Source organism: Sphingomonas sp. (genome assembly GCF_035317925.1).
GTDB lineage: Bacteria > Pseudomonadota > Alphaproteobacteria > Sphingomonadales > Sphingomonadaceae > Sphingomonas_I.
Genome location: NZ_DATHFV010000116.1, coordinates 1 through 21,334 on the forward strand (window position 1 = coordinate 1; position 21,334 = coordinate 21,334).

Annotated in this window: 18 protein-coding genes; 6 read left to right on the forward strand and 12 right to left on the reverse strand. The window is 65.0% G+C overall.

Annotated elements, in window-relative coordinates:
- Positions 1-1,388: TonB-dependent receptor (locus VK533_RS08305; RefSeq protein ID WP_324376395.1), on the forward strand; the 1,388-nt coding region annotated here is incomplete at its 5' end.
- Between the two features lies 1 nt (position 1,389).
- Here VK533_RS08305 and VK533_RS08310 read toward each other — a convergent pair.
- The 9 genes from VK533_RS08310 to VK533_RS08350 all read right to left on the reverse strand — a co-directional run bounded on the left by VK533_RS08310 (position 1,390) and on the right by VK533_RS08350 (position 11,789).
- Entirely contained in the window at positions 1,390-1,716 is a 327-nt protein-coding gene (locus VK533_RS08310; RefSeq protein WP_324376396.1) for a reverse transcriptase-like protein, read from the reverse strand.
- Positions 1,717-1,781: 65 nt separating this feature from the next.
- Entirely contained in the window at positions 1,782-3,659 is a 1,878-nt protein-coding gene (locus VK533_RS08315) for a hypothetical protein (RefSeq protein ID WP_324376397.1), read from the reverse strand.
- A gap of 21 nt (positions 3,660-3,680) precedes the next feature.
- Positions 3,681-5,048, reverse strand: a complete 1,368-nt coding sequence (locus VK533_RS08320; protein ID WP_324376398.1) for a Gfo/Idh/MocA family oxidoreductase — start codon at positions 5,046-5,048, stop codon at positions 3,681-3,683.
- 14 nt (positions 5,049-5,062) lie between these two features.
- Positions 5,063-6,226: a Gfo/Idh/MocA family oxidoreductase gene (locus VK533_RS08325; RefSeq protein WP_324376399.1), complete on the reverse strand. Its 1,164-nt coding sequence runs from the start codon at positions 6,224-6,226 to the stop codon at positions 5,063-5,065.
- A 17-nt stretch (positions 6,227-6,243) separates the two neighbouring features.
- On the reverse strand, positions 6,244-6,690 hold the full coding sequence (locus VK533_RS08330; RefSeq protein ID WP_324376400.1) for a cupin domain-containing protein: 447 nt from the start codon (positions 6,688-6,690) through the stop codon (positions 6,244-6,246).
- An 89-nt stretch (positions 6,691-6,779) separates the two neighbouring features.
- The gene (locus VK533_RS08335) at positions 6,780-8,690 is read right to left on the reverse strand and encodes a S9 family peptidase (protein WP_324376401.1); all 1,911 of its coding nucleotides are present in this window, start codon (positions 8,688-8,690) and stop codon (positions 6,780-6,782) included.
- A 70-nt stretch (positions 8,691-8,760) separates the two neighbouring features.
- Positions 8,761-10,050, reverse strand: a complete 1,290-nt coding sequence (locus tag VK533_RS08340) for a peptide MFS transporter (RefSeq protein WP_324376402.1) — start codon at positions 10,048-10,050, stop codon at positions 8,761-8,763.
- A gap of 18 nt (positions 10,051-10,068) precedes the next feature.
- Entirely contained in the window at positions 10,069-11,079 is a 1,011-nt protein-coding gene (locus tag VK533_RS08345) for a dipeptide epimerase (protein WP_324376403.1), read from the reverse strand.
- Positions 11,080-11,159: 80 nt separating this feature from the next.
- Positions 11,160-11,789, reverse strand: coding sequence for an XRE family transcriptional regulator (locus VK533_RS08350; protein ID WP_324376404.1), 630 nt, complete (start codon positions 11,787-11,789; stop codon positions 11,160-11,162).
- A gap of 128 nt (positions 11,790-11,917) precedes the next feature.
- Between VK533_RS08350 and VK533_RS08355 the strand changes: the two genes are divergently transcribed.
- The 4 genes from VK533_RS08355 to VK533_RS08370 all read left to right on the forward strand — a co-directional run bounded on the left by VK533_RS08355 (position 11,918) and on the right by VK533_RS08370 (position 16,912).
- Positions 11,918-14,122, forward strand: a complete 2,205-nt coding sequence (locus VK533_RS08355) for a TonB-dependent receptor (protein WP_324376405.1) — start codon at positions 11,918-11,920, stop codon at positions 14,120-14,122.
- A gap of 71 nt (positions 14,123-14,193) precedes the next feature.
- On the forward strand, positions 14,194-16,182 hold the full coding sequence (locus VK533_RS08360; RefSeq protein ID WP_324376406.1) for a serine hydrolase domain-containing protein: 1,989 nt from the start codon (positions 14,194-14,196) through the stop codon (positions 16,180-16,182).
- A 134-nt stretch (positions 16,183-16,316) separates the two neighbouring features.
- Positions 16,317-16,520 (forward strand): hypothetical protein, encoded by a 204-nt coding sequence (locus tag VK533_RS08365; RefSeq protein ID WP_324376407.1) that lies wholly within the window; start codon positions 16,317-16,319, stop codon positions 16,518-16,520.
- Positions 16,517-16,912: a transcriptional regulator, SarA/Rot family gene (locus VK533_RS08370; protein ID WP_324376408.1), complete on the forward strand. Its 396-nt coding sequence runs from the start codon at positions 16,517-16,519 to the stop codon at positions 16,910-16,912. Before VK533_RS08365 ends, VK533_RS08370 begins: the two co-directional genes overlap by 4 nt.
- 13 nt (positions 16,913-16,925) lie before the next feature.
- Here VK533_RS08370 and VK533_RS08375 read toward each other — a convergent pair whose 3' ends face one another.
- Positions 16,926-17,198 carry a hypothetical protein gene (locus VK533_RS08375; RefSeq protein WP_324376409.1) on the reverse strand — a complete coding sequence of 91 codons (273 nt, stop codon included), beginning with the start codon at positions 17,196-17,198 and terminating at the stop codon, positions 16,926-16,928.
- Between the two features lie 217 nt (positions 17,199-17,415).
- Between VK533_RS08375 and VK533_RS08380 the strand changes: the two genes are divergently transcribed.
- The gene (locus VK533_RS08380) at positions 17,416-19,317 is read left to right on the forward strand and encodes a potassium transporter Kup (protein ID WP_324376410.1); all 1,902 of its coding nucleotides are present in this window, start codon (positions 17,416-17,418) and stop codon (positions 19,315-19,317) included.
- A 56-nt stretch (positions 19,318-19,373) separates the two neighbouring features.
- On the opposite strand, the gene VK533_RS08385 is transcribed toward VK533_RS08380, so the two are convergent.
- Together VK533_RS08385 and VK533_RS08390 are read right to left on the reverse strand one after the other, a co-directional pair.
- On the reverse strand, positions 19,374-20,522 hold the full coding sequence (locus tag VK533_RS08385; protein ID WP_324376411.1) for a GGDEF domain-containing protein: 1,149 nt from the start codon (positions 20,520-20,522) through the stop codon (positions 19,374-19,376).
- A 237-nt stretch (positions 20,523-20,759) separates the two neighbouring features.
- Positions 20,760-21,334 (reverse strand): hypothetical protein (locus tag VK533_RS08390; protein ID WP_324376412.1); only part of this gene is annotated, 575 nt, incomplete at its 5' end.

A 21,334-nucleotide genomic window follows, 5' to 3' on the forward strand; every position in this document is an offset into this window, starting at 1 on the left:
CGCAGGAGATGCGCACGCACCAATGGGGGACATCGCTCCAGGCCGACTGGGATCTTGGTTTCGCCACCGCGACCTCGATCACCGCCTATCGCCATTGGTATTTCAACCCGCTGCAGGACAGCGACGGCACGCCGCTCGACGTGATCCAGGTCAATGTCGCGACCACGCGCGACAAGCAGTTTTCGCAGGAATTCCGGCTGGCATCCGGCCCGGGCCGGTTCAACTGGCAGGCGGGCGCTTATTATTTCCACCAGCGGCTGCAGGATCATTATATCCTGAACCAGTTCGGCTATGACGCCTCGGCTTTCTACACGACCTATGCCCGGCTCGCGAACCCGAACGCCGCCGCCGTGACGATCGCGCCGGGATCGCAATATATCGACGATGTCGACACGCACACGACCAGTCTCGCCGCCTTCGGCCAGGCCAATTTCGAGATCACGCCGCGCCTGATCGCGACGGGCGGCATCCGCTACACGCACGACAAGCGCGACGGCGTTTCCGACACATCGAACGTGGGCACGCCCAATCCGGCGACGTCGCTGCCCTTCCACTATGACGTGGCGGTGAAGAACAACAATCTGTCCTGGCTCGGCACCCTGTCGTGGAAGCCGGTCGATGGCTTGCTCGCCTATGTCACCTATTCGACCGGCTACAAGGGGGCCGGCCTCAACCTCAATGCGGCGGTGTCGGCGGGTACACCGCTCGTGCTCCAGCCCGAAAAGGCGCGCAGCTGGGAAGCAGGCCTCAAGCAGCAATATTTCGACAATAAGCTGACGCTGAACGTCGATGTCTATCGCACCACTTTGTCGGGCCTCCAGGCGAACATCGTCCCCAGCAACGGCAACCGGTCCTACCTCGCCAATGTCGGCGATGTGCTCGCCAAGGGCGTGGAAGCGGACGCGAGCTGGCGGGTCGCCCCGATCCTGACCCTGACCGCGAACGGCGCCTATAACGACGCCAAATACAGCCATTATACCAACGGGCCCTGCCCGGTGGGTGTGAGCGGCATCTGCGATCTGACCGGCAAGCGCGTCTATCAGGCGCCCAAATGGACCGCCAACGCGATTGCCGACGTGCATTTCGAGACGGCGAGCGGGGTCCGGCCCTATGCGATCGGGCGCTACGCCTATCGATCGAACATGTTCGGCACCGCCGACGATGGCCCCTACACCGTGATCCCCGGCTACGGCATCGCCGAATTCCGGGTCGGCGCGGCGTTCAAGCAGGGCAAATATGATCTGTCCGCCTGGGTCGAGAATGCGTTCGACAAGAAATATTATCAGAACCTGTCGACCACATCGATCGTGGGCGCCTCGCCCTTTGCCTTCGCCGGCCAGCTCGGCACGCCGCGCACCTACGGGCTGACGCTGCGGGTGACGCTCTGAGCTAGCGGGGATGGCCTTTCGCCAAGACTATCCCCGCGAGATTTTTCGACCGGGGAATAAAGCGCAGCCGGACATGGGGGATCGCCGCGATCGCCGCACGATAGGCGTCCAGATGTTGTCGTAGCGTAGCGTCGCGGCACTTCCCCGCCCCGTTCGCCTGATTGATCACGGAGCGGGAATCCCCGACCAGTTCGACGTCGTCCGCGCCGAGCCCGACCGCGATCCGGACGGCATGGAGCAACGCCAGCCATTCGGCCTCTTCGCCGCTGCCCTGGCCGATATCCTCCCGTTTGTAGGTGATCCCGCGCGCCACGGCGGCGATCTCCATCCTGCCCGGATTAGGCCGGCAGCCGCCGTCGAAGAAAATCCGCAGGCGGCCGGTTCGCGCTGTGCTCACGATGCGGGAGGCGCCGGCGTTGTTTTATTGTCCTTCGGTGCCGCCGACCTGCTGCCGATCGATGCATCTATCCGGCCGAGCAAGGCCTGCGCGGCGGGCCGTTCGGGCGTGGCATAAGCGCCCACCGCGACCGGCATGATAACGGGCCGCGCGACCGCGAATTGTCCGCGTTCGACCAGCGCCCTGGCGAGTTCGAGCCGGGTTTCTGGCGCGGCGGGCACCTCCTCCATCGCCTTCTGCAGGCCGTCGATCGCACTGACGGTCGGCGCTTCGCCGGCGCGGGCGAAGCTCTCATAATAAGCCAGCAGCGGCCCGATCGCCTCATGATCCGTCTCGTTGGCCTTGACGATCAGCGCCCTGGCCGCGGCCAGTTGCGCCGCGCGTTCGGCGGTGGGCGCCGCGGCGGCCTGCCCGACCATCGCGATAGCCTTCCAGACGAGCACGCGCGGATCGTTCGGCGCGATCGCTTCCGCTCGGCTGGCCGCAGCGAGGCACTCGGCGGGGTTGCCGCTGCGGCATTCTGCCTCAGCCAATAGCAATTGCGCCTCGAGTTCGCCCGACCAGCGGGTCGCGTCCCGGCGCAGCCCTTCCAGCCATTGCGCGCGCTGCCGCAGCGCTTCGTCGCGCGCCTTGATGACGGCCCTTGCGATGTCGGGGGCCGTATTGGGCGGCGGCGGCGCCGGGATCACCACGCGCGCGCCCAGTTCGAGCCGGCCCCGGACGAAGGCGGCCTCGCTTTCGCGCAGCCGCCGGACGATCGGCTGCTCGATCTTCGAGCCGTCATAGGTGATCTGGAGATAGGGTTTGCGCGTCGCGAAATAGCTGCCGAGCTCATGCGCGAGTTGCTTCTGGTCGCCGAAGACCTTTGCCGCCGTCTCCGGATCGGCGCCGTCCGCACGCGCGGCCAGATATTGGCGCAGCTGCGGCCGCCTTTTGTCCGAGAAGAACAGGAAGTGCGTCAGCATCCAGGCGTGGATCGGAGTCCAGCCGGTCTTGTGTGGCTTCTCGGTCAGATAGGCGTCGTCGAGCACGTCCTTGATCGGATAGGGGCCGAATTCGTGCATCACCGCCTGCGCCCCGTTGGGCGAGCGCCCGAATTCGAGCGTGCCGTCCCCCTTCACGGCGAAGGTCGCGAAGATCTGGCCGAAGCCGTCAAGATACCAGCGCGGATAGGCGGCCGGGAAATAGGTGAGCAGATAATGCTGCGCGTAGCCGGCATAGAGCAGGCTTTCGGCGGACATCTCCATCGCCTTTTCACCGAAGGTGATCCCGCTGTCGTGCGGCCCCTTCAGGCCGGACATGGCATCAATGTTGCCGATCGCGGCGAACATCTCCGCACGCACGTTGGGATCCGCCGTCGCCGCCGCCACCGATCCCAACGCCCGTTCCACCGAGCGGGCATTGGCCTGCGTATGTTCGACCACCACGCGCTGATCGACGCGCGTGCTGGCCATGACCGCCCCGTCCGCGCGCGGATCATAATAGCGGCCGATCTGGAACAGGTCGTTATACGGCCCCTGCTGCCAGCGCACATTGTGGAGGTCCATGGCGTCGAACTGCGCGACCTCGCCGATCAGCGTGATGCGAATCTTGACCGTATCGTCATCGGCCGCGCCGCGGCTCATCAGCCCGGCAAGCAGGAAATGGAGCCGTTCGAGGTTGCGCGTGAGGCGGACCAGCTCCTCTTCGCTGCCGTCGCTGAGCATGATGACGTGGCTGGTTTCCGCCTCGCGCCAATTGCTGAGCCTTGAGCGGACGCCCCGGACGACGATATCCGAATTGGCGCCCGGCACCGACTGGGCGCCGGCGGCACCAGCCACCAATGCCATCGCGCCACCGACCATGATCAGGCGAGACCAGAGCTTCCGAGCCATCACTGCCTCCCTTTTCCGGCTTTAGATCAGATAGGCCTTGCGCATCGGCCGGCTGAGCCGGGCATTGGCTTCGTCATTGCCGGTGAAGCGCTCCGCGACCGGATCCCATTTGAGGTGCTGGTCGGGCAGATGCATCGCGATCGAATGGACGAGGCAGGTCGAGCAGGCGCGGTGGCCCAGTTCGGCGGTCGCGATATTGGGCTGGCGCGAGCGGATCGAATCGAGCCAGTTCCGATGTTGTTCGGGGCTGCGATAGAGATGGACCTCGTTCGGCCCGATCACGCTGTCGAGGATCTTGGGGTTGCTCGCTACGAGGGGATCGATCTGCGGACCCGACGGATCGCTTGGCGTTACCGAACCGCTGCGCGTCACGAACAGGCTGCCGTCGCTGCCGATGAACTTGACCCCGTTGGGCAAAGCGCCCGAGATCGTCATGGTCACGCCGTTGGCATAGATCGCATGTGTCTCGAACGGCCCGTGCACGTCCCACAGCCCGCTCTTGGGGAATTCGGCGCGGCCCCACACTTCGATCGGGCCGGTATGTTCGGTATCCATGCCCCAATGCGCGGTATCAACATGGTGCGCGCCCCAGCCGGTGATCATGCCCGCGCCGAACTGCTCGCAGCGCATCCAGCCCGGCCGGTCGAACGAGGCGTCCTGCGGATGGACGCGGATCTCGGTATAATAGGCTTCTGGCGTCGAGCCGAGCCAGGCGTCGTAATTGAGATTGGCCGGGATCGGCATCGGCGGCGCAGCCGGGCCCGACGGATCGCCGGGCAGGCCGATCTCGACATGCTGAAGCTTGCCGAGCCGACCGTTGCGCACCAGCTCGCACGCGCGGTGGAATTGCGGCCACGGATCGAGGCTGCGCTGCTGCGATCCGATCTGGAGGATGCGGCCCGATTTGGCGACCGCATCCGCCATCGTGCGGCCTTCCTGGATGGTCAGCGAGGCGGGCTTCTGGAGATAGACGTCCTTGCCGGCGCGAACCGCATGCACCGCGAGGCGGGCATGCTGATGGTCGGGGGTGGAGATGATGACCGCGTCGATATCCTTGGCCGCGAGCACGTCGTGATAATCGGCATAGCCGCGCGTGCCGCTGTACGGCTTGCCCGTCTTCTTGGCGTAGGTCTCGTCGATCAGCTGCTGGCCGAGCGCGATCCGCTTGGTGTCGAGATCGCACACCGCGACGATATGCGCGTCGTCATATTGCCAGGTGGAGGGCAGATCGTGCGTCCGCGAGATGCGCCCGACGCCGATCGCGCCGATGTTGATCCGGTTGCTGGGCGCGGTCGCGCCGAACACGCTCGACGGCACGATCGCGGGAAAGCCGATCGCGACGGCGGCCCCACTCTTGATCAGTCCGCGGCGTGAGATGCGGTTCTGCATGTCCCTCTCCCCTGTCAGGCCGCTATCGGCCGTGTGGCGTTCTTCTGCGCGGTCAGCACCAGCTCGGCGGCGAGCAGTGCGCCGTCCTGATCCTGCGCGGTCGATGTGCGCTCGATGATGTCGGTCACGAACTGCGGCCCAAACGGCAGGAAGGTCTTGCCGCAGTCGAGATAGCGCATGCCCTTCTTGTCGCAGAGGAACAGGTGGTTGCCGCCCGGCCGGCCCGCGATATCGACATATTTACGAAGCTCGATGTAGCCCTCGGTGCCGAGCAGGAACAGGCGCCCATCGCCCCAGGTCGGCAAGCCATCGGGCGTGAACCAGTCGACGCGGACATAGCCGGTGCCGCCGTTGCCGGTCAGCGTCATGTCCCCGAAATCCTCGAAGTGGGGATGCTGCGGATAGGTGAAATTGCCGGTCTGCGAGGCGACGACATGCGCGCGCGTCGATTTGGTGAAATAGACGAACTGGTCGGCCTGGTGGCTGCCGATGTCGGTTAATATGCCGCCATAGCGGGCCTTATCCCAGAACCATGCCGGGCGCGTCGGCGCGCTCACGCGGTGCGGCGCGATGTTGATCGTCTGGACGACCTTGCCGATCGCGCCCTGATCGACCAATTGCCCCGCCGCGACCGCCGCCGGCACCTCCAGCCGTTCCGAATACATGATCGCGAACTTGCGACCGGTCGCCTTGATCGCGCGGCGCACGTCGGCGAGTTGCTGGAGCGAGGTAATGGCGGGCTTGTCGCTCAGATAATCCTTGCCCGCCTGCATCACGCGGATGCCGAGCGGCGCGCGCAGATCGGGAATCGGCGCGCCCGCGACGAGTTTGATACTCTTGTCCTCGAGGATCTCGGCTTCGCTCCGCGCCAGTTTTACGTCGCCATAGCGTTTGCGGAAGGTCGCGATCTGCTCCGGATCGGCGGCATAGAAGCCGGTCAGCACACCGCCGCCGCGGATCACCGCGTCGGTGATCGAATAGATATGCGCATGGTCGAGCCCGATCACCGCGAACGGCACGCGATATTTGGCCTGCGCAACCGGCCCGACCGGCGCGGATTCGGTGGCGACGGCGTTGCCCTGTGCGGCGGTCTGGGCGAACAACTCGCTCCCCAGCGTCGAAGCGAGGCCGGCAATCCCTGCGCCGGTGAGGATCAGGCGGCGGTCGATCGGGTCCATGCAGGCGTGCTCCGATGTCAGTTGGCGGGGGTGGTCGCGCTCTTCCAGTTGATCACATGATAGACCGCCGGCGTGGTGCCGACGTTGCGCAAGGCGTGCAGCGAATTGGACGCATTGAAGATGACCGATCCCGGGCCGACGCGCTTCCACACCCCGCCCGACAAGGTCTCGACCGTGCCTTCGCGGATGATCACCAATTCCTCGTTGGGATGCTTGTGCGGCGGGTGCGAGGCGACGCCCGGATTGAGCGTGGTGATGTGCATTTCGAGCTCGTCGAGCGTGGCGGTCGGTTGCTTGACCACCTGCCGCACCTCGCCGGTTTCGTTCTTGGTGACCGGCAGGCTGTTCCAGTCGAACACCGCCGGCCCGAGGATGGCCCTGTCCGTTTGCGCAAAGGCGCCGACCGTGCAGGTCAGCGCGACGCTGACGGCTGCGATCGACATGTCGCGACGCGTGATCCGCATTTGCCTCTCCTGGCGCAACCCGCTTCGGCAGCGGCTTCTGATAGCGCTATCGGATCAGCTAGGCCCCTGAAAAGCGGGCCGTCAACGCGCTATTGGTCGTGCTTCACATATTTATCGAACCAGGCAACCGTGCGCTTGCGCATGTCGCCACTGTTGGCGGGATCGCGCAGGCGATGGCCCTCGCCCGGATAGATGACGAGACTGGTCGGCACGCCCATCGCCTTCAGCGCGTGCCAATATTCGATCGATTGGGTCGGCGGCACCTCGATGTCGCGCTCGCCGACGTAGATGAAGGTCGGCGTCTTCGCCCGCTTGATGAACTGGATCGCGGACACGTCCCAATAAGCCTTGGGATCGTCATAGGCCGACGCGCCGAAGAAGGGGATCATCCACTGATCGATGCCGTTGATTCCGTAATAGCTGATCCAGTCGGACAAACCGGCCCCCGCGACCAGCCCCTTGAAGCGGTTCGTCTGGGTGTTGACCCACATCGCCATGAAGCCGCCGTAGGAACCGCCCATCAAGCCGAGCCGATCCTCATCGACCGGCGCGATCTTCTCGACCGCGTCCACGCCGGCGAGGATGTCCTTGAGATCGCCGCCACCGAAATCGCGCTTGTTGGCGGCGGCGAAGGCTTCGCCCTGCCCGTAACTGCCGCGCGGATTGGGCAGGAAGAGGTAATAGCCCGCCTTGGCGAGATCGGCGGTGATTCCGGTCGACGCGATATAATTGGGCGTGTGCGCCGCAGCCGGGCCACCATGGACGCTGACGATCAGCGGCGCGCGGGCGGCCGGATCGGCACCCGCGGGCGCGAGCAGCCAGCCCTGGATAGCATGGCCGCCATTGGTCCAGCTCACGCTCCGCGCGCTGACCAGAGCCGGCAGCGCGTCATTGTCGTGCGTGATCTGGCGGAGCGCCTGAACGGGGCCCGCATAGATGGCTGAGGCATGCTCGAAATCCTGCACCACACTCGCGGCGACACGGCCGTCGGCGCTGAATGCGACCTTGGCGTCGCCCGCCATCAGCCCGGCCGGCTTGCTCCACAGGACCGCGCCGCTCTTCTTCGGATCGAAGCGGACGATCGACGCGTCCGGGCCCGACAGGATCGTGCCACGCAAGCCGTCCGCCAGCCACACCAGCGAGGTGACGGTCGCCTTGTAGCCGGGCGTGATATCGTTGGGCGTGCCGCCCGCAAACGGCACCGTCCAGATATCGCCACCAACTGAGCCGTAATCGCTCATCAAGCCGCCGACATAGGCGACCGTCCTGCCGTCGGGCGACACGCGCGGAAAGCGGACCTGGGTTTTGGGCTGCGCGATCGGGCGGACCGCGCCAGTCGCGGCGTCGATCGCGTCGATCGTCGCCACCCACCAATTATTGTCGCCATTGCCAATCGCATCGCTGGCAACGAAGCCGCGCCCGTCGGGCGTCCAGTCATATTCGTAGATGTAGCGGCCGGCCGGCGAGACCGGTTTGATCGCGTCCGCCGCGACCGAGCCGCTCAGGTCGAACAAAGCGATGCGCTGTTCGTCGCTGCTTTCGCCGATCTCGCCGACCTGGCGCACGCCCGCCTGGGTCGCGCCGACTTCCTTGGCGGCATTAAGCGTCACCAGCGCAGCAATCCGCTTGCCGTCGGGCGAGAAGCGCAGCGTGTTCGCGACGCCCTTGATCGTGGCGATAGCGTGGATCGTCCCCGCCCGATCCACGTCGAGCGCGGCCGTCCCCGCGGCACGATCCCGGCTGACGAACGCGAGCGCGCCGCTCGGGCCGAACGTCAGATCGGAATAGAAGCACTTCGCACAGGGATCGATCGTGCGGACGACCTTGCCATCGACAACCCTGCGAACGACGATGACGTTGTGGACGGCGAGGTCCTCGCTCGATTCCACGGCCGCGAGCAGATCGCCCTTGGGCGCAACGGCCAGGTCTTCGAACTTGTGCGCCACTTGCGCCTGGGCAGGTGCGGTGGCGGCGAGAAGCAGAGCGAGAGGCAGGCGCATGCAGCGAGATATCCCATGGAAAGCCGTGGCGTAGCGCGCGCCGGGCGGCGAGGCAAAGCCCCCTCGCCTGCTAGGCGAAACGGCGCTCCAGCGTCCCCATAAGCCGCAAGATCGCGGCGGCGACAAATACCGAGACAGCGCCGAGACCGAAGAACAGGGCTGCGGGGATTGCACCCCAATAGGAGCCCATCACGCCCGCCAGCAGCGTGCCGAGGAACTTGGCAATATACCAGGCGCCCATTGCGGTCGCGGCGAAGCCGGCGGGCGAAAGCAGGTCGACCAGGGTCAGCCCGACCGGGATCACCAGCAATTCGCCGATTGTCAGCAGCACGAAATAGACAATCGTCCACCAGGCGCTGACCGGCAGGCCGCTGCGCGCATTGACCAACGCCGCGAGCACCATCACCAGCATCGAGCTGCCCGCAATGATGCAGCCGAGGCTCATGCGGTGCATCAGCATCGTCGTCGAAGCCTTCTTCTCCTGCTTGCCCCAATGGCGGATCAGGAGTGGGGTCAGGACGATGATCCCCAGCGGATTGATCGCCTGGAACCAGGTGGCGGGAATGGTGAGCGTGCCGAACAAGCTGCGGTCGGTCTGGTCGCGCACCCACAAGGCGATGACGTTGCCGCTCTGCTCATAGGCGATGCGGAACAGGACTACGACCGCGACGACCGTGATCAGCAGGCGCACCGCGCGCGCGTCGATCGCGATGGCGGGCGCATCGGGCGCGGCGCGGGCCGCATCGCGCGGATCGGCGGGCAGCAGCCGTTTGAAGCCAAGATAGATGACCAGCCCGGCAAACATGCCGATGCCGGCGGCGGCGAAACCCCAATGCCAGCCGAGCAATTCCCCAAGCGAGCCGCACACCAATGGCGCGAGCAGCCCGCCCAGGTTGATGCCCATATAGTAAGCGCTGAACGCATAGGCCTTGCGCGGATCGTCGTCGGCGTAGAGCGCGCCGACCTGGACCGCGAGCGGCGGGATGAAAAGGCCGTTGCCGAGCGCGACCAGGGCCAGTGCCGGAAACAGCAGGAACGGAAAGGCCATCGCGAAGTGGCCGCACATCATCAGCACGCCGCCGAGCACGACGCTGCGCGTCCGCCCGAGCCATTTGTCGGCGATCATTCCGCCGAAGAAAGGGCTGAAAAAGGCGGCCGCGCCATAAGTGCCATAGATCAACGAGGACTTGGCCTGGCTGAAGCCAAGTTCACCGGTCATGTAGTAGACCAGCAAAGCCTGCAGGCCGAAATAGGAGAATTCGGCCCACATCTGCGTCAGGAACAGGACGGTCAGGCCGGGCGGGTGGCCGAAGAGCGGCTTCTGCCTTGCCGGAAGCGTGCCGGCCGCGATGCGCGCCACTCTAGGCTCCCAACCGGATCATGCGTGGCCCCACAAGCTGGCAGGCACCATCACCATACCGTCCGAATAAATCTGATCGGCCAGCGGATCGTTGGCGAGCGAGGACGGTCCGTCCAGATCGACAAAGTCGCACAGTTGCGCGAGCACGAAGGCGGGTGCGGTCGAGAGCGTCGATCCGGCCATGTTGCCGACCATCACCTGCATCCCCATCCGCTTGGCCAGCGCCGCGATTTCGAGCGCCTCGGTCAGCCCGCCGCATTTATCGAGCTTGATGTTCATCACCTGGAACAGATGCCCGAGCCTCTCCAGCTCTTCCAGCCCAAGAATGCTTTCATCCGCCGCGACCGGAACGGGCGAGCGCCAGCCGTCGAGCGCCGCCTCGTCGCCGCGGCGGAGCGGCTGTTCGAGCAGACCGATCCGCTGATCGACCAGCATCGCCACCAGCGCGTCGAGATCCTTGGCCTCGAAGCCCTGATTGGCATCGACCCCGATCCACGCATCGGGCCGCGCCTTGCGCACGGTTTCGACCCGCGCCGTATCAGCCGCGAGATCGCCCGACAGTTTGAGCTTGATCGCCTTGGCATGCGCGAAACCCGGCAGCCGCGCCTGAAGGTAGGCCGGATCCTCGGCGGGCAAGGTGAAGGTCGTCACCAGCGGGCGCGGCGGGCCGACACCGGCCAGCTTCCACACCGGTTGCTCCTTCCGGAAGGATTCCAGCTCCCAGAAAGCGCAGTCGAGCGCGTTGCGCGCGCCGCCCACCGGCATCAGCTTCTGGAGCGCGATGCGATCGATCCCATATTCGATCACGTCGCGATAGCGTTCGATCTGGCTTTCCATGTGATCGGGATCGTCGTTGAGATAATAGACGCCGGCTGCCTCGCCCCGCCCCCGATATTGTCCGTCGTCCAGCGTCGCGGTCACCGCGGGAATACCCTCGAACAGATAGCCGGAGATGCGGAACGGCTCCTTCATCCGCATCGGATCACGGCGGTGATTGAGGACGAGGGCGGTGCGCGCTGTGGTTGCCATGGCATCCACATCCCACAGCCGGGAACGTGTTTCAACTATAGAAACATAGTTTGGCGTTTTTAGGGACTCAATCCTGGTCGCTATCCATTCCAGCTCGGGTCGGTCGTCTGCGCCAGGCGCTGGATGCCCGATCCGGCACAGACCGACAGCACGCGGCAGGGCGTATCGCTGGTGCGGACGTAGCCGTGCGCCATGCCGCTATCGAAATAGACCGAATCGCCGGCGACCAGCGGCAGCGGCGCATAGAGATCGGAGTGCAGTTCCATCGCGCCGGTCAGGATGTAGAGATATTCCTCACCGCCATGGCGGACGAGGCCGCCCAGTTCCTCGACGCTGCGCGCCTGCACGTCGATGATGATCGGCACCATCATCTTCCCCAGCAATTCCGACGCCGGATAGAAGTGCGAGTGGTGCTCCGAGATGGCCTTCATCCCGTCCGCGCGCAGGATACTGCGCCGGCCGATGCCGGGCGGCGGCGTCTCGACCGCCGGACTGCTCGAAACGAGCGCGCCGATATCGACGCCGAGCCCCTGGGCGAGCCGGACCAATTTGTCATAGGTCATCGCCATCTTGCCGTTCTCGAGCTTCGACAGCGTCGAGAAAGGCAGGCCGATCCGCGCCGCCAGCGCGCGCAGCGTGAGCCCCTGCTCGATTCGCGCCGCGCGCAGCGCCAGGCCGGGATGGGACGTGTTTCCGCCGCTTTTCTTCATCTTTTCCCCTCCCTGCCCGCATAGCGCAGCCCGACGCCCAAGGGAACAGATAGACCGGTTTCAGAAACCAGTTGCTATGTTTGAAACATGAGTCATTATGACAAGCACGTCATCAAGGGGCTTGTACGATGATTTCCCGATCCAAAGCTGTGTTGCTGGCAAGTGCGGCGGCGGTCGCTTTTGCATCGCCCGCCTTCGCCGAAACGCCCGCCGCGCCGACCGAGTCGGGCGCGAACGACCAATCGCGGGGCGAAATCGTCGTCACCGCGCAGAAGCGCGAGCAGCGCCTGCTCGACGTGCCGCAATCGGTGTCGGTCCTGTCCGCACAGGCGTTGAGCGACGTCCATGCCGAGCGGTTCGCCGATTATTTCAACCGCATCCCGAGCGCGAACATCGTCGAAAGCCAGGCGGGCCAGGCGCGCCTGGTGCTGCGCGGCATCAATTCGGGCGGCGTCGGCGCGACCGTCGCCACTTATGTCGACGAGACGCCTTATGGTTCGGCGACCAGCCTTGCCAACGGCGCGGTGCTGGCACCCGATATCGATCCGTTCGATCTGGCGCGGGTCGAGGTGCTGCGCGGCCCGCAGGGCACGCTCTACGGCGCCAATTCGCTGGGCGGCCTCGTCAAATATGTGACGATCGCGCCGCAGACCGATGCCTTCCACATGGCGGCCGAAGTCGGCGGCGAGAGCCTGGCGCATGGCGATGCCGGCGTATCGGGCCGCGCCGCGTTCAACGTGCCGTTGAGCGACGACATGGCGGTGCGCGCAAGCGGCTTCTACCGCAAGGATCCCGGCTATATCGACGAGCCCAATGGCGGGGCCGACATCAATGGCGGCAAGACCTATGGCGGGCGCTTCAGCGCGATCTTCAAGCCGACCACCCGGCTGACGATCCGCGCGACCGCCTTCCTCGAAAACCTGAACTCCGACGGTAGCAGCACCGAGGATGTCGATCCGGTGACGCTGGATCCGGTCACGGGCGCGCTCACGCAGAGCCGGATCGTCGAGCAACCCAACAAGATGCGCTACCGCATCTATAACGGCACGCTCGATTATGATCTGGGCGGGGTGCAACTCCTCTCCTCGTCGAGTTGGGGCACGCTCGACCAGTCGACCGTCCAAGATGCGAGCGGCCTTTACGGCGGCCTTCTAACCAGCATTTTCGGGATACCGCTGGGCGCCGACGTGGTCCAGTCGCTGTCGCAGCGCCGTTTCACGCAGGAAGTTCGCCTCGCATCGAGCCACACCAAGCTGCTCGAATGGACGATCGGCGGCTTCTACACACGCGAGCGCAACAACCTGCTCCAGGCGCTGAACGCCGTCGATGGCACCAGCGGCGCGCTCAATACCGCGCTCTCGCCGCTCGAGACGGTGGTCTTGCCTTCGACCTATCGCGAATATGCGGGCTTCGCCAACGCGACCGTCCATCTCACCAACCAATTCAACGTCACCTTCGGAGCCCGCTACAGCCACAACAAGCAGACGGTGAGCGAGACCACCGACGGACCGCTGGTCGGCGGCGCGACCACTATCACCGGCGGGTCGAGCGATCATGCGTTCACCTATTCGATCGCGCCGGAATATAAGCCCAACGACCGGACGACCTTCTACCTCCGTCTCGCCAAGGGCTATCAGCCCGGCGGGCCCAACGTGCTGCCGCCGCTGGCGCCGGATTCGGTTCCGCGCGTGTTCGGACCTTCGACCACGCTCAATTATGAGGCGGGCGTCAAAGCCGAACTGATCGATCGGCTACTGACGGTCGAGCTGACGGGCTTCGATATCGAATGGAGCCATATCCAGCTTCTCGCGGACATTGGCGGTTTCGGCGTCAACACCAATGGCGGCAAGGCGAAGAGCTCGGGCGTCGAGCTTTCGACCACGCTGACGCCCACCAGGGAGCTGAGCCTCTCGCTCAACGGCGCCTATGTGAATGCGCACCTGACCGAGGACGCGCCCGACATCGTCGGCGGCAAGGATGGCGATCCGCTGCCGTTCAACGCCCATTGGGCGGGCACGGTCAGCGCGGATTACAGCACGCCGCTGACCGACACGACCGACGGCAGCTTCGGCTTTTCGTGGCGTTATACCGGCAAGCGCGAAACCAATTTCGACACCACCTACGGCCAGCATGAGCTCAAGGCCTATGGCCAGCTCGATGCGCATGCCGGCGTGAGCTTCGACAAGATGCGGATCGACCTGTTCGTCCGCAACCTGACCGACAGCCGTGGTATCACGGATCTCGGCACGGCCGGTTCGGCGCTCAACGGTGCGATCTCGGCGGGTGTGGTGCGTCCACGCTCGGCCGGGCTCAGCATCGGCTATCGTTACTAGGATTTTGCCGCGATTTCCGAGCCGCCGGGCGAATCCGCCCGGCTAGAAATCGCTCTAAGGGAGCAAGAAGGATGCGTTTCTTCCGCAAACTGGGCTTGGCACTCGCCGCGCTCGCCGTTCCCGCCGTCGCGCAGGCGCCGAACCAGCTTCAGCCCAAACTGCCGCTCGTCCCGACCCATCAGGTCGCCACGCCGCAGAGCGTTCCGGTCACGCCCGGCGGCCCGGCGTCGCTCAGCAAGGCTGATGTGGACGCCTGGCTCGACGGCTACATGCCCTATGCGATGGCGACCGGCGAAATTCCGGGCGCGGTGGTGGTCGTGGTCAAGGACGGCCAGGTGCTGACCAAGCGCGGCTTCGGCTATTCGGACCGCAAGACGCATAAGCCGGTCGACCCGGACATGACGATGTTCCGTCCCGGTTCGATCTCCAAGCTGTTCACCTGGACGGCGGTGATGCAGCAGGTCCAGGCGGGCAAGCTCGACCTCGACCGCGACATCAACGACTATCTCGATTTCAAGATTCCGCCCGCGTTCGGCAAGCCCGTCACGTTGCGCAACCTGATGACGCACACGGCCGGTTTCGAAGAAACGCTGAAATATCTGATCACCGCCAATCCGAAGATCGTGAAGCCGCTCGGCCCGACGCTCAGCCGCGCGGTGCCGGTCCGGATCTTCGCACCGGGCGAGGTTCCGGCTTATTCCAATTACGGCGCGTCGCTGGCGGGCTATATCGTCCAGCGCGTCTCGGGCGAGAAGTTCGAGGATTATGTCCAGCACCATATCATGGTGCCGCTGGGCATGACCCGTTCGACCTTCCAGCAGCCACTGCCGCCCGCGCTCAAGGATGGCCTGTCGCAGGCCTATGAGCCCGGGTCGGACGCCCCCAAGCCGTTCGAGATCATCCCGCTGTCGCCGGCCGGCGCGCTTTCGGCGACGGGCGCGGACATGGCCAAGTTCATGATCGCGCACCTTGCAGATGGCGGACCGCTCTTGAACCCTGAGACGGCTCACCAGATGTACGCGCCGGCCAACGCCCCCGTCCCCGGTTTGCCCGGCATGGCGCTCGGCTTCTATCACGAGGACCGCAACGGCCAGATCATCATCGCACATGGCGGCGACACCAATTATTTCCACTCCGATCTGCACCTCTATCTGAAGTCGAACGTGGGCCTGTTCCTGTCGTTCAACAGCCCGGGCAAGGAAGGCGCGGCGCATGTCCTGCGCACCCGCCTGTTCGACGATTTCACCGATCGCTATTTCCCGCAGACCCCGGTCAACCTGCCCACCGTCGCCACCGCCAAGGAGCATGGCGCGGCGATTGCGGGCCATTATGTCAGCAGCCGCGGCGCGCAGACCGATTGGCTGAAATTCATCGGCGTGGTGAGCGAGACCAAGGTCACGCTGAACCCCGACAACACGATTACCGTGTCGGACTTCACCGATCCGGCGCACAACCCGCGGAAGTGGCGCGAAGTCGGCCCCTGGCAGTGGCAGGACGTGAACGGTACCGCGCGACTGCATGCGATCGTCAAGGATGGCAAGGTTACCGCCTTCCTCAACAGCGACCTGCCTCAGATCCTGCTGTTCATGCCCGCCTCCGCGAGCACGAATGCCGGCTGGATCATGCCGGCTTTGTACCTGTCGCTCGGCGTCTCCTTGCTGATGGCGATCGGCTGGCCGATCGTGGCGCTGATCCGCAGAAGCTATGGCTACAAGCCGGCGCTTTCCGGCCGGGCGCTGCAGCTGCATCGCGCCGCCCGGATAACCGCCTGGCTGTTCCTGCTGATCGCGGCCGGCTGGGTAATGATCGTGAGCTCGGTCAGCAGCAACCTGGAGGCGTTCAACGGCGGCATGGACCTGCCGATGCGGCTGCTCCAGCTGCTGACGTTGGTGGCGACGGTCGGCACGGCCCTGTCCTGCTGGAACGCCTATGTTGCCTTCAAGGCGGCCGATCGGCGCTGGTGGAAATATGGCTGGGCGGGTCTGTTCGCGCTCTCGGGCCTGTTCCTGGTCTGGCTCGCTTTCACGATGAAGCTGATGACCTTCTCGCTCAACTATTGACCCGGGGGAACCGGAGAGGGCGAAGACTTTGTTTTCGCCCTCTTCCTCCCTGCCCCGACCTCCTTTACAATAGCCCCCGTCGCCGGAGGGGCGCGTGAAGGTTGCGGGGGATTTGTTTCGATGGGAATTGCGCCTTGAATCCGCAGCAGCTCGAAGCCTGCCTCGATCACCTCGAGGCAGCCGAGGCGCTGATGGTGGATGCCGGCGATCTTGCCGGCCTGACCCGTCTGTCGCTGGTGATCGAGATGCTGCGCCGCGCGCACGGCATGCCCGATCGCCCGATCGACCTGTCCGAATTCTCGCTCGGCGCATCCACGGTGGAGGGCGGGCCCTTATGAACGCGCAGCCGGCGGGGGCGCCCGGTCCGGCGGGCGACATCAGCGAGGCCGATCTGGTTCAGCTCGCGCGGCGCATCAGCCAGTGGCGGCGCAAGCGCGACATGCTGTTCGAACCGGTCATCTTCGCCGATCCCGAATGGGATATATTGCTCGATCTGTTCGCCGAAGGCGGCTTCGGCCGCCGGGTCAGCATGTCGAGCCTGTGCATCGCCGCCGCGGTGCCGACCACGACCGCGGTACGCTGCATCAACGCGATGATCGATCAGGGCGTGCTCGCCAAGTCGCGTGACTCGACCGACGCGCGCCGCGTGCTGATCGAACTGTCCGATGAGACGCGGACGAAGATGCGGAATTGGCTGATGCAGGTCGCACGCGGACAACCCGGCCGCTGATCCCAACCGGGGCTTATTGATCACCCCGCTGCGGCGGTACGTGAATCGTCCAGCGCGCGGACAATTCCACCTCGTCGAACAGATGACGCCCTAGCACCGCCAGCGCCGCCCCCGTGCAGGCGCTCGCCATTCCGATCAGCGCCAGCAGATAGGCCGAAGCCGTGACCTTGCCCTGCGGGTCGGGCGCGGTGAACAGGTGGCGAGCGACCAGAATCGCCACGCACAGCAAGGCCAGCCCCGCCAGCCGCAAGGACGCATCCGCATATTTCCGATCGTGCCATGCCATCGTCGCATCTCCCGAACGGGAGCTGAATTATGGCGCGGCGCATAGGGATTCGAGCCGGCCGCGACGGCGATCGCATAGGATTGGCATAAGCGGCCCTATTCAAAACCATATGCGAAACATATGTACGGGGTGGCTTCGTACCCTCGAAAGCTTATGGCGATCGGTCGATGCGCCGGAGGCGGATGCGATCCGCCCCTCTCGAAAGTATGCGTGCCTGATGTCAGCCTCCGCCTTGCCCGACGAGACTCCGCCGACCGGTCATGCACAGGAACCTCTGTCCTTGCTCGCCTTGGGCGCGATCGGGGTCGTGTTCGGCGATATCGGGACGTCGCCGCTTTATGCGCTCAAGGAGAGTTTCGCGGGCCATCATCCGCTGACGGTCGATCAGCCGCACATCTTTGGCGTGCTGAGCCTGATCTTCTGGACGATGATGCTGATCGTCACGCTCAAATATGTGCTGATCATCCTGCGCGCGGACAATCATGGCGAAGGCGGCAGCCTCGCCCTGCTCGCCTTGATCGCGCGGCGGCTGGGCGAGCGGCGCTGGACGGCGGGGATCGTCATGCTTGGCGTCGCCGCGACCGCGCTTTTCTATGGCGACGCGATCATCACGCCCGCCATCTCCGTCCTGTCGGCGGTCGAGGGGCTGAGCACGGTCAGCGACACCTTCACCGCCTTCGTATTGCCGATCTCGATCGTCATCCTGATCGGGCTGTTCGCGATCCAGTCCTACGGTACCGCCAAGGTCGGCATATTGTTCGGGCCGATCATGGTCTTCTATTTCCTCGTGCTGGCGGTGCTGGGCATCGGCAGCGTGATCACGCATCCCGCCATCCTCGGCAGCATCAATCCGATATGGGCGGCGCGTTTCTTCCTGGTCGATCCCAAGCTCGCTTTCCTCGCGCTGGGCTCGGTCGTGCTGGCCGTCACCGGGGCGGAGGCGCTCTATGCCGACATGGGCCATTTCGGGCGGAAGGCGATCAGCATATCGTGGCTCTACATCGCGCTTCCCTGCCTGCTGCTCAACTATATGGGTCAGGGCGCGTTGTTGCTGACCGATCCCAGGATGATCGAAAATCCCTTCTACCTGATGGCGCCCGACTGGGCGCGGCTACCGCTCGTCATCCTCGCCACGATCGCCACCGTGATCGCGAGCCAGGCGGTGATCTCGGGCGCGTTCTCGGTCACGCAGCAGGCGGTGCAGCTGGGCTTCCTGCCGCGGCTCAGGATCGTCAACACCAGCGCCAAGGCGGCGGGGCAGATCTACGTGCCGTTCGTCAACTGGTCGCTGTTGTTGCTGGTGATCGTGATCACGATCGGCTTCCGCAGCTCGAGCAACCTGGCGGCGGCTTATGGCATCGCGGTCACGGGCACGATGTTCATTACCGCCTGCATGCTGGGCGTGCTGACCTATTCGGTCTGGAAATGGCCCAAGCCGATCGCATTGGGGGTCACCGGTGCTTTCCTGATCGTCGACGGCGCCTATTTCGCATCGAACCTGACCAAGGTGCCCGACGGCGGCTGGTTTCCATTGCTGGTCGCGGCGATCGCCTTCACCCTGCTCACCACGTGGGCGCGCGGGCGGCAGATCGTGCGCGGCCATCTCAACCAGAGCGCGATGACGATGGAGATGTTCATCACGTCCAGCGTGCGATCGCTGAAGCGCGTCCAGGGCACCGCCGTCTTCCTCTCCGCCAGCTCCAAGGGGGTGCCTCACGCGCTGCTCCACAACGTCAAGCACAACAAAGTGCTGCACCAACGGGTCGTGATCCTGACGGTGCAGGTCCAGGGCGTGCCGGTGGTGCCGGAGGAACAGAGGATCGAAGTGGAGGCGCTGGACGACGGCTTTTACCGCATCATCCTCCATTACGGCTTCATGGAGGATATCGACATCCCGGCCGCGCTCACCAAAGTCGAAGGCTGCGGGCCGGCCTTTCAAAAGATGGATACGAGCTTCTTCCTCGGCCGCCAGACGCTCATCCCCTCGGACAAGCCGGGCATGGCAATCTGGCGCGAGCAATTGTTCGCGTGGATGGTGCGCAACGCCGAAAGCGCGATGGAATTCTTCAAGCTGCCGATCAACCGCGTGATCGAACTGGGCAGCCAGTTGGAGATCTAGGCGTTTTGATGAAGAGCGGCGCCGGCCGCTTCCGGTTCAGCCTGGCTGAACCAAACTTATGCCGCGCGGAGCCGATCCACGCCGGGCACATCCCTGTCTTCCGCCACGACCACCCGATTGCGCCCCGCCTCTTTGGCACGATAGAGCGCCGCGTCAGCCCGGACGAAAACCGTCTTCGGGTCGGCGCCGGACCAATATCGGGCGACACCGAAGCTGGCGCTCAAACGGTGATCCGGCGCGATCCCGGGCGGCGAACCGGCATGGAAGCGCTGACGGATCATTTCCGCGACGCTCGCCGCTTCGGCGGCATTCCGCACCGGCACCAGCAAGGCGAATTCCTCGCCGCCCATGCGCCCCGCACTATGGCCGGTGGTCTCCAGCAGGCTGGCGAAGGCGCGCAACACATCGTCGCCCACGGCGTGGCCGTAGCGGTCGTTGACCTGCTTGAAATGATCGATATCGCACATGATCACGAAGCCGCCGGCACGCCTATCGCGCGCGACCGCTAAATCGAAGCTCTGGCGGTTGAGCAAGCCGGTCAGGCCGTCGCGCTCCGATCGCATGCGATAGGTCGCGATCACGCCGCCGATCACCTTGACCATCAGCAGGAACGCCGTCAGCGGCGTCAATATGCCGGAAATGACAAGGGACACGCGCTGGAAGGGCGACGCCTTCACCACCGCATAATGCGAGCCCGGCTCGAACAGGATCAGGAAGAGCGGGATGCGGACAAGGAACACGGCCGCAAGCCCGCTGAGCGCGACGATCAGGCAGATGTCCACCACGTGCCTTTGCGGGGCGCGGACCAGCCGAATGACGCTTTCGGACACCGCAAGGGCGCAGGCGAGCTGGAAAGGCAGCGTCTGGTAGAGGAACGGCACATCGGCGAATGCCATCAGCAGCGCGACCGCGGTCAGCGCCAGAACCGTTCCGATCAGCGCGCGATACTGGCTTCGCTGGCCAAGGATGATGCGCACGGATTGCCCGACGCAGAGATAGGCGGCCGGCACAGCTATGGTGATCGTGGCCCATTCGGACAGCGATCCGCCTGCCTGGCCGACGATCAGCATGCCGATCGCGCCGCAGAATAAGGCCGCCGCCAGCCAGGCAAGCGAAGACTGGTTGCGAAGCCCGGCATAGATGGCGGCGCACAGGCAGGCGAGGAAGGCGAATATGCCCACCTGCACCAGGCTCAAGCTGACCATTGTTCCCATATTGGTAAGCCACCAATCCCTGCGGACCGCCTTAGCTTCCGCCGGCCGTTTCGCCGCTGTTACGAGCTCAAGGGTTAACGGCAGCTTTCCATTTCATGCCGAATCTTAACCATGGCGGTGCGTGTAGGGCCTCCGTGATTCTACGTATAGGCAATGATGGAAAGCCGGACACGGCAACGCCGCCGGTCGCGGGACCGGCGGCGTCTTAAGCAACACAACTGATACGGATTACTTCTGCAGGACGTACCCGTTGCGGCTGTTCTTCCGCTGCGGGGTCATGCGGATCGTGACCTGATCCTTGTCCTTCTCGGCCTTGGCGGCCGCGGGGTAGACCGGCTCGGCCAGTTTCGGCGTCGTGCCTGCCGCAGCCGCCTCGCGCTCGCGCTGGTCGAAGAAGCTGGCGCGCTTCAGACGACGCATGAGCGACAACGAAGGGTTATCCGGCGTCGGCCCCATATAGGCAGCCTGCGCGTGACGGCCGAACTTCGAAATATCGAACCCGCCAGGCAGGGTCTTCGGCGTGCGAGCCGGGGCGGCGACCGCAGTGCGCGAGGCGATTGCGACCGGCGCGGCTTCCATGACCGGAGCCGGCGCGACGAGCGCTTCCTGCTCAAGCAGAAGTTCTTCCTCGTCATCCTCACGGCGCTTGCGGCGCACTGCGAAGGCCGCGCCACCGATGGCGAGAACGCCGAGGCCGACGATACCGGCGATCGGCAGCGCCTCATTCTCGATCGACTGCTGACGCGTGGTCTGGGTCGTCGTGGCGACTGGAGCCGGCGCGGCTATGGGAGCCGGGGCGGCAG